This is a genomic window from Deinococcus rhizophilus (assembly GCF_030271215.1).
GTDB classification, from domain to species: domain Bacteria; phylum Deinococcota; class Deinococci; order Deinococcales; family Deinococcaceae; genus Deinococcus; species Deinococcus rhizophilus.
The window spans coordinates 1-8,346 of the sequence record NZ_JASNGB010000128.1 but is presented as its reverse complement, the minus strand read 5'-3'; the positions used below and the strand labels follow the sequence as shown (position 1 = coordinate 8,346).

Annotated in this window: 9 protein-coding genes and 1 pseudogene; 4 read left to right on the top strand and 6 right to left on the bottom strand. The window is 71.6% G+C overall.

The window, feature by feature from the left end:
• The 3 genes and pseudogenes from QOL99_RS12385 to QOL99_RS12375 form a co-directional block, all read left to right on the top strand.
• Nucleotides 1-284: pseudogene (locus QOL99_RS12385) on the top strand (prephenate dehydrogenase/arogenate dehydrogenase family protein); the annotation flags it as partial.
• 80 nt (nt 285-364) lie between these two features.
• Entirely contained in the window at nt 365-1,498 is a 1,134-nt protein-coding gene (locus QOL99_RS12380) for an acyltransferase (protein ID WP_285524224.1), read from the top strand.
• Between the two features lie 94 nt (nt 1,499-1,592).
• On the top strand, nt 1,593-2,438 hold the full coding sequence (locus tag QOL99_RS12375; RefSeq protein WP_285524223.1) for an alpha/beta hydrolase family protein: 846 nt from the start codon (nt 1,593-1,595) through the stop codon (nt 2,436-2,438).
• A 63-nt stretch (nt 2,439-2,501) separates the two neighbouring features.
• Here the strand turns inward: QOL99_RS12375 and QOL99_RS12370 are convergent, their stop codons facing one another.
• From QOL99_RS12370 to QOL99_RS12360, 3 genes are read right to left on the bottom strand one after another with little or no spacing between them, the layout of a single operon-like run.
• Complete coding sequence (locus QOL99_RS12370) at nt 2,502-4,331, bottom strand: arginine--tRNA ligase (RefSeq protein ID WP_285524221.1); 1,830 nt, start codon at nt 4,329-4,331, stop codon at nt 2,502-2,504.
• A gap of 30 nt (nt 4,332-4,361) precedes the next feature.
• A complete protein-coding gene (locus QOL99_RS12365; protein WP_285524219.1) occupies nt 4,362-5,420 on the bottom strand; it encodes a hypothetical protein in 1,059 nt (352 codons plus the stop codon).
• A complete protein-coding gene (locus tag QOL99_RS12360) occupies nt 5,417-6,184 on the bottom strand; it encodes a hypothetical protein (RefSeq protein ID WP_285524217.1) in 768 nt (255 codons plus the stop codon). The genes QOL99_RS12365 and QOL99_RS12360 overlap by 4 nt, the downstream gene beginning before the upstream one ends.
• Before the next feature lie 79 nt (nt 6,185-6,263).
• On the opposite strand from QOL99_RS12360, the gene QOL99_RS12355 reads away from it, so the two are divergent.
• Nucleotides 6,264-6,791 (top strand): ankyrin repeat domain-containing protein, encoded by a 528-nt coding sequence (locus QOL99_RS12355; RefSeq protein ID WP_285524215.1) that lies wholly within the window; start codon nt 6,264-6,266, stop codon nt 6,789-6,791.
• Between the two features lie 3 nt (nt 6,792-6,794).
• On the opposite strand, the gene QOL99_RS12350 is transcribed toward QOL99_RS12355, so the two are convergent.
• Genes QOL99_RS12350 through QOL99_RS17990 form a run of 3 tightly spaced genes read right to left on the bottom strand, consistent with a single transcriptional unit; the run spans nt 6,795 to nt 7,927 of the window.
• Nucleotides 6,795-7,283, bottom strand: a complete 489-nt coding sequence (locus tag QOL99_RS12350) for a hypothetical protein (protein ID WP_285524214.1) — start codon at nt 7,281-7,283, stop codon at nt 6,795-6,797.
• 9 nt (nt 7,284-7,292) lie between these two features.
• Nucleotides 7,293-7,451 carry a hypothetical protein gene (locus QOL99_RS12345; RefSeq protein WP_407650179.1) on the bottom strand — a complete coding sequence of 53 codons (159 nt, stop codon included), beginning with the start codon at nt 7,449-7,451 and terminating at the stop codon, nt 7,293-7,295.
• A gap of 29 nt (nt 7,452-7,480) precedes the next feature.
• Complete coding sequence (locus tag QOL99_RS17990; protein ID WP_456318857.1) at nt 7,481-7,927, bottom strand: N-acetylmuramoyl-L-alanine amidase family protein; 447 nt, start codon at nt 7,925-7,927, stop codon at nt 7,481-7,483.
• Nucleotides 7,928-8,346: the final 419 nt, after the last annotated feature.

Below are 8,346 nucleotides of genomic sequence, written 5' to 3'. Positions count from 1 at the left end.
CCGCCGCCGAGGGCAAGCGCACCCGCGACAGCCTGCCGGTGGTCCGCCGCAGCCTGCTGCCGCCCCGGCACGACCTCGTGGTCGCCATGCCCGACCGGCCCAACCAGATCGGCGCGGTGACGCAGGCACTGGGCGCGGCGGGCGTGAACATCAAGGACATCGAGGTGCTGGCCGTCCGCGAGGAGGGGGGAGCGCTGCGGCTGGGCCTGGAAAGCGCGGGGGACGTGGCGCGGGCGGCCGAACTCCTGCGGGCGGCGGGGTACGAGGTACGGGGCCGGGGCTAGCCGGGCCTCTCCTCTCCATGAGCCGCCCCCGCCTTTGGATGGACGCCCCTCATGCGTGGGCCGGGTAGAGTGGCAGCCGGATGTCCGAGCCTGCTCCCGCCACCTCTGCCCTGGCCGCCTCTTCGACCGCGCCCCTGGAGCAGGGGGCCACGGCCGCCCCGCGCCTCACGGCGGTGGACACCTTCCGGGGGCTGACCATCATGGAGGTCGTGGCGCACCACACCAGCGGCATGGCGCTGCGGCACGCCGAGGCGGGGTCGCTGGCGCACGAGCTGTTGCTGATCCTCAACCGCACCCTGCACTTCGCGGTGCCCGCCTTCGTCTTTCTCTCGGCGGTGGTGCTGACCCGCAGCCTGCTGAAGAAGTTCGACCTGCGGCGCTACTTCACCCGGCGGGTGACGCGGGGGGCGTGGCCCTACGTGCTGTGGAGCGCCCTGTATGCCGTGTGGTACGTGGTGACCACCCAGCGCCCCCCCGAGCAGCTCACGGACCCCGAGCGCTGGAGTTTCTGGCTGCTGTACGGCAAGGCGAGCTTTCACCTGTACTTCCTGCTGGTGGCGCTGGAGGTCTACCTGCTGCTGCCGCTGCTGCTGCCGCTGGCGCGGCGTCGCCCGTCCATCGGCGTGATGCTGGGGCTGGGCGCCGCCGTGCAACTCGGGATGTACTTCCTGAACCGCGAGGTGCTGACCCTGCAATTCCCCGCGAGCACGGTGCTGTGGTACCTGCTGCCCGTCCTGACCGGGATCGGGGTGGGGGCGCGGCTGGACGAGTTTCCGGCGTGGTGGCGCAGGCGCCTGCCCTGGCTGCTGGGTGCCCTGGCGGTGGTCTTTGCGCTGTACCTGCCCACCGCCGTGGGGAACCTGAAGGGCGAGCCCACCGTGCCGCTGCACTACAACGCGCTGAACTGGGGCTATTCCATCCTGGTGGCGCTGACGCTGCTGGGCGCGGCCTACGCCTGGCAGGAGCGCAGGCCGCAGGGCGGGGGCAGGCTGCGGCGGGCCATCGCCACGCTGGGGACGGTCAGCCTGCCCATCTACCTGATTCACCCGGCCCTGCTGCAACTTCTGGAGTACGGGGTGGGCCTCCCGAGCGGCGGCCCCCTCAGCCTCGCGCTGACGGTGACCCTCTCCTTCCTGACCGCGCTGCTGATCCCGATGCTCGTCGGGCGACTGCTGCTGGGCACGCGGCTGGGGCTGTTCATCTTCGGGCGCTGAAGGCTGCTGCCCTGCTCCCCCCCTCCCCATGAGAGGGCGCTCAGCAGGCACGTCAGGACACCGTCACCGCCGGGGCGGTAAAGTGCCCCGGTTGATGCGCCGCCTTGCCCTTTCCCTGATCGCCACCCTGGCCGCCCTCGCCGTGACGGGTGCGGCGGCCACGGCGGCCACCCCTCCGCTCCCCCTTCCCAAAAAGCCCGACACCGTGAGGCTGGACCGGTTCAGCGGCCCGTCGTTCCTGCGGGTGCCGCCCGCGTGCTACCGCCAGGAATGTGCGCTGGTGGTGGTGTCGCACCCGCGCGGGCAGAGCGCCGAGCGGCTGCTGGACAGCCCGCAGGTAAACGTGCTGACAGAGGCCCTGCTGGACGTGCCGCTGGCCGTGCTGCTCAGTGACGACGGCGGCGAGAGCACCTGGGGCAGCCCCGCCGCGCTCGCGCAGGTTGCCAGCCTGCGGCAGGAGGCCGGGTCGCACTTTGCCTGGAACGGGCGCACCTACGCGCTGGGCCTGAGCATGGGCGGGCTGCTGGCCCTGCGCAGCGCCCTGCCGGGCAGCCCCTACCCGGTGGGCGGCGTGGCCCTGATCGACCCCTGGACCGACCTGAGAAGCGCCTGGGGCACCGCCCTGGCCCGCCGCGCCGAGATCGGGCACGCCTACGGCCTCAGCGGTGAACCCGAGGCCCATCACAACCCCATGACCCTGGCCGAGCAGGCACCCCGCATTCCCCTCTTCCTGGTTGCCAGCCCCGACGACGACGTCGTGCCCATGCAGACCAACGCCGTGCGTCTGCGAAACCGCGCCGTCCCCGGTCCCAGCCAGTTCGTGCAGCTCAGCGGCCCACACCTCGGCGGCAACCGTTTCTCGCCGAAGGTGGCGGGGCAACTCGCCGACTTCTTTGGAGGACTCGAAGCCCAGGCGACCGAGCAGGCGCTGCGGCGCTGAGGCCGGGAATACAGCGGAGGGGCCTGGGCATGTCTCCCGGGCCCCCTTCCCCATCCGGGGCGACTACATCGCCGCCGGAACCTCGATGCCGATCAGGTCCAGCGTCTCCTCGAAGGCGCGGCGCACCCTCCCGACGAGGGCGAGCCGGGCCTCGCGCAGTCCCCCGGGGCTCTGGAGGACGTTGGTGGCGGGCTTTCCGCTCCTGTCCCTGGCGTTGTACCAGGCGTTGAAGGCGGTGGCGAGGTCGAGGGCGTACTGGGCGACCACGTGCGGCGAGTGGATGCGGACCGACTGGGCCACGACCTCGGGCAGGCGGGCGACCTGCTTGGCGAGGACGAGGTCCACGTCGGGGAGCGCTGCCCAGTCGGCCCCGCTGCCGTCCACCGCGTGCCCGGCCTCTCCCGCCTTGCGGAGGATGTTGGCGGCGCGGACGGCGGCGTACTGGACATAGGGCGCGGTGTCGCCCTGCAGCGCGAGCGCCTGCTCCCAGCGGAAATCCACGATGCGGGTCGGCTCAGACTTGAGCATGGCGAAGCGAATCGCGCCGATGCCGATGCGCCGGGCGATCTCCGGGGCGTCCCCCCGGGCCGCGAGGTCGGGGTTGATCTGCGAGAGGACCGCCAGCGCCCGCCGCTCGGCCTCGTCCATCGCGTCGTCGGCGCTGACCGCGATGCCCCTCCGCCCGGAGATGGTCTGGCCCTCCAGGGTGACGAAGGCGTAGGAAAGGTGGACCGACCGCTCCTTCTTCTCCGGCTGGCCCGCCACGCCGAGGGCACTTCTGACGACCGTCTGCGGGTGGTCCTGGCGGGAGTCGATCACGTTGATGACCTCGTCGGCGTGCCCGAAGCGGCGCCCCAGGTCGGGCTCACCGTCGGGGGCACTCGTCCAGACCGTGTTGCCCTCGGGGTCCTGGGTGAAAGGCTTGAATTTCATGCCCTCGAACAGGCCGAACTTCCAGAACTGGTACCCGATGTCCTTGGCGGCGTACATCGCGGTACCGCCGGAGCGCACGAGGACCACGTTGGGTTCTTCCAGTCCCGGCATGAACTCGGAGACGTCCATCACGAAGGCCCCGGCATACTTGCCCTCCTGGGGGCGCGAGGTGTAGCGGCTGCCCTCCAGAATGTTCATCGCCTGCGACAGAAAGCCGCTGCCCACCACGTCGGATTCCCAGTTCAGCAGGTCGTAGCGGGCCCCCAGGCGGAAACAGGTTTCCAGATGGGCGCGAACGACCTTCTCGATCTCGGAGCGCAGTTCCCCGGCCTCCAGGCGGTGCATCACGGCGCTGATGCCCTCCTCGAGCGCGGGCTTCTGCGGGTCGGCGTTGAGCCGCACGTAGCCCTCGCCGAGCCAGTGGTCGTACTTCTGCACGCCGTCCCAGACGCGGCCGTAGTGGGAGACGGCGAAGAGGGCCTCGGCCGCCTGGCGCCCGGTGTCGTCGATGTAGTTCTGGACCTCGACCCGCGACCCCGCCGCCCGGAAGATGCGGGCCATCGAATCGCCCAGGACGACGTTTCGCAGGTGCCCGACGTGCAGTTCCTTGTTGGGGTTGACCGAGGTGTGCTCGACGATGATCTTGTCGGGGCGGGCGGGCAGGGCAAAGGGCGTCTCGACCACGCCGCGCACAAACGCGCCCACATCCACGAAGAAATTCAGGAACGGCCCCGCCGCCTCCACGCGGGCGATGCCCGCCGGGAGCTGCACCGTCTGCGCGAGCTGCGCCGCGACCTGCGCGGGATTCTGCCCGAGCGCCTTCGCCATCTGGAAGGCGGCGGGGGTGCCGTAGTCGCCGGGCTTGCTGGCGGGCGTGTCCTGAATCGCCGCGTCTACCGGGGCGCCGAGGTCGGCGGCGGCCCGTTCGACGGCGGCTTTGAGTTGTGCCTTGAGGTCCATAAGAGGGAAGTTTAACAGCGGCGGGGGCGCTCACTTCAGGGTGAAGACCGCCTCGCCCACGAACTGCCCCTGTGCCATCCGCACGCGGTACCGGCCGGGCGGCACGCAGCGGCCGAGGCTGTCCTGGCCGTCCCAGCGGGCCTCGCTGGTGGTGGACTCGCCGGGCCGCAGGGTGATGGACCCTGCGGCGACGGCCGGGCAGGGACCGTTGCCGAGTTGCCACATCCGCAGGCCGCCGGGCACACGCTCGATGGCGAGCGGTTCGCAATAGCTCTGGGCCACCTCTAGCGGCTGGCCCGTCCGGTTCGTCACCTTCAACGTGAAGCGGTAGCCCTGCGCGGCGGGCGTGACCGTCACGGAAGCGGTCTGGGCCGGGGTCGGCTTCGCCGGGAAGCGCACAGGCGGTGCGACCTCGATCTCTACCCGGCTGGGGTCTAGCCCACGCTTTTTCAGTTCTGCCAGGAACGCCTGCCGCGAGAGTTCGTCCGCGAGGCCGAAGGAGAGGCGCGTGTCCGGCCGGGAGGACCGGCTGCTGCGGGTGTACCACTGGGCGCGGCTGGCGTCCAGGGCGTCCTGATAGGCCTGCGGATTCGGCGTGGGAATGGGACGGTTTCCCCGCACGACCAGCGCCGTGACCGTCCCGCTGCTCAGCCACCCCGACCCCGCCGCCGCGCTGACGTTCCAGCCGCTGCGGTAGTGGACCTGTGCCCCGACCGTCTGCGGCCCCAGCGCCCGCGTGTAGGTGTAGCTCGTGCGGGGCGCCAGGGTCAGCCGCTCGCCCACGCGGCGGCAGACGGGCGCCCCGGTCTGCGGGCGAAGCTCGCCCACGGTCTCGTCGCGCAGGACCGATTCGCCGTCCTGAACCTCCGTGAACCGTTTCAGCACTGGACCGCCCACCGCCCGGCAGGTCACCGTCACGGGCTGGGCGCCGGGGTTACGCAGCGTCAGGGTGAGGGTCAGGGGTGGGGGCGGATCGTTCTGGTAGGCGTGGTAATTTTCCGGCTCCAGCCGAAACTGAAGCGCAGAGGTGGCCTGAGCCTGGGCAGTGGTCCCCAAAGCGAGGGCGAAAGGCAGGAGCAGGCGGTTCATTTGGTCACCTCGAAGGGGAGGCTGGCGTTGTACTTCCCCCAGAGAATGGCGGTGTAGCGCCCCGGCGGGAGCTTGGTGAGGGGCACCGGGTCAACCCACTTCTCTATGTGGACGCTGCCGGGCCTGACAGCGGTGAGGACAAGGTTTTCTATGCAAGAGACGCCCTCTCTGCGGTTGTCGTAGACGGTGCGCCCGTTCCCATTCCGAATCAGCAGACCGTGACCACACAGGCGCAAATCCTCCTGCTGCGTGGTGCGCCAGACGTTGTGAAAAGCGACGGTCAGCGGCAGCGGCGCCCCGGCCTTTACGCGGGGCGGCACACGCAACTCGGCCACGAACGGCCCCGGCTCGACGCGCAGGTCAGCCGGAACAGCTCTGGTTTTTCCGTTGACAGGCAGTTCGAGGAAGGCCGTGTACGCACCAGGGCGCAGGTCATTCCAGGGCAACGTGACGCGGTAACGCCGCCGCTGGCCTGCCGGGACGGTCACGGTTTCTCCCACGTCGCAGTCGGCGGCGATATACCGCTCGATGCGGGGTGCGCCACCGACCTTATCGAACAGTTTGAAAGGCGGGCAGGCGACGAAATCGCGCCGAATCCGCCCAATGGTGGTAGAAGTTTTGCCGGAGTTGTAAACCTCGAGTGTCAGTTCTACAGGTTGCTGGACTTCGGGCGACCGCTGCGTCAGCGTCAGCCGGACCTGTGCGGCGGCTGGAGTTGCCAGCGCCAGAGCGAGGAGCGTGGGCAGCCAGAAGTGGCGGGTCATGCCCCAGCCTAGAGGGGCCACGTGACTTCCACCTGAACCCCCCTTTCCACCCCGGCCCGCCGCGCGTCAGACTGCCTCCATGACCGACCCCACCTCCCGCCCCGTGCCCGACGCCGAGACCCTCGCTTTTCTGCAGGACGTGCTGGAACTCGTCCGTTTCGGGGACGCGGCCAAGCTCGGGCCGCTGCTGGAGCGCGGCCTCCCGGCCAACCTGCTCAACCAGCGCGGCGACAGCCTGCTGATGCTGGCGAGCTACCACGGGCACCATGAGGCGGCCCGGCTGCTGCTGGAACACGGCGCCGACCCCGAAGTCTTCAACGACCGGGGCCAGACGCCGCTGGGGGCCGCCGCCTTCCGGGGCGACCGGGCGATGCTGGAATTGCTGCTCTCGCACGGGGCGCAGGTGGACGGAGCGGGGCCGGACGGCCGCACCCCGCTGATGCTCGCAGCAATGTTCGGGCGCGGGGAGATGCTGGAGGTGCTGCTCGCCCACGGCGCCGACCCGCAGCGCCGCGACGCGGGCGGCTTCACGGCCGCAGAGGCGGCCCGGCAGATGGGGGCCGAGGAAACGGCGCAGTGGCTGGAGGCGCGGCTGGGCGGGGGCTGAGGCCTACTCCCTCACCGTCACCCGCACGGGCCGGGCTGGTACCTTGACCCGTTCGCCGCCGAGAAGCCCGGCGTACCAGCCCTCCACCATGTACTCGCCGGGGAGCAGGTCCAGCTCGCGGGTGAAGGTGGTCTCGCCGCCCGCCGCCAGCACCCGGCTCTCGAGGTCCTGAGCGCACAGCCGGGGCTCGGCGCCCGGCGTGGGATACACCACCTCGCGGGTGCCCACCCGCAGCACGCGGACACTGGGCACGAAAGCGCAGTTCTGGCGCGGGTCGCGCGACACGTCCAACGGCAGCGCAAAGGCGAGCGACGAACGCAGGGTGAGGCTCAGGCGCAGCGGCCCCTGGGCCGTGCGGGGGGCAGAGAGACTGGCCCGCACGTCGTCCAGCACTGTCTGGACAGAGGCGGGCGGCGGGATCACCGTGACCGTCTGGGCAGCGGCACCCAGTGACAGGACCAGGAGAACGGCGGGCAACAGCAGGCGCGTCATGGCGAGACCCTAGCGGGCCTGCGTGACGGGCGGCCGAACCCCGCCCGCCGCCTGCGCCGCGTAGAAGTCCACGATCCCCGAGGCGATGGCCCCCGCCAGCCGCTCGCGCCCCGCCGGGGACATCAGCAGCCGCAGGTTGCCGGGGTCGGTGAGGTACCCCGTCTCCACCAGCAGGCTGGGTTGGCCGCTGGGCCGCGTCAGGGCGAGGTTGGCCCCCGGNCCGGGGACATCAGCAGCCGCAGGTTGCCGGGGTCGGTGAGGTACCCCGTCTCCACCAGCAGGCTGGGTTGGCCGCTGGGCCGCGTCAGGGCGAGGTTGGCCCCCGGCTTGAGGCCCGCGCCGGGGCCGAGGTCGGGCAGGGTGCGCCGCAGCGCCGCCAGGATCGCGGCGGCGGGGGCCTGGGCCTGCGGGTGGGTGAAGAAGACCTCCGGGCCACGAATCCCGCGCGGGTCGCGCCCGTCGGGAAGGGCATTGGCGTGGATGGAGACGAGGAGGTCGGCCCCGGCGGCCTCGGCCAGCAGTCCCCGCTCGTACAGCCCCAGGGTCACGTCCCGGTCCCGCGTGAGGCGCACGTCGGCTCCCTGCGCCCGCAGCAGCTCGGCGGCGCGGAGGGTGACGGGCAGCATGAGGTTTTTCTCGGGCACCCGCAGCGCCCCGGCTCCCCCGTTCTGACTTCCCCCGTGCCCCGCGTCCAGCACGATCACCCGCCCGGCGAGAGGCCGCGCCGGGTCCAGCGTGGGCGGGCGGCGCACGCTCAGCACGAGGTCGTCCCCCTCGTACCCCGCCGCGAAGCCCCACAGTTGCGCGGCGGTCAGGTCCAGGGTCAGGCGCGTCACGCCGGGCGCGGGCACGGCGACCTCCACCCCGGCGAGGAGGGGATCGGCGGCGAGTGAGGGCGGTGTGGGGGCAACTGCCAGCCCGTACACAGTCAGCACGAGCTTTCCCGGCTCAGCCTGCGTCAGCGTGAAGGGCACCCGCGCCCCGCCGAGCGGCAGGCGCAGGCGGAGGTCCCCCGTGGGCGGGGTGGGGGCGGCCACCGGGGGCAGCACCGGGAGCGGGAGCG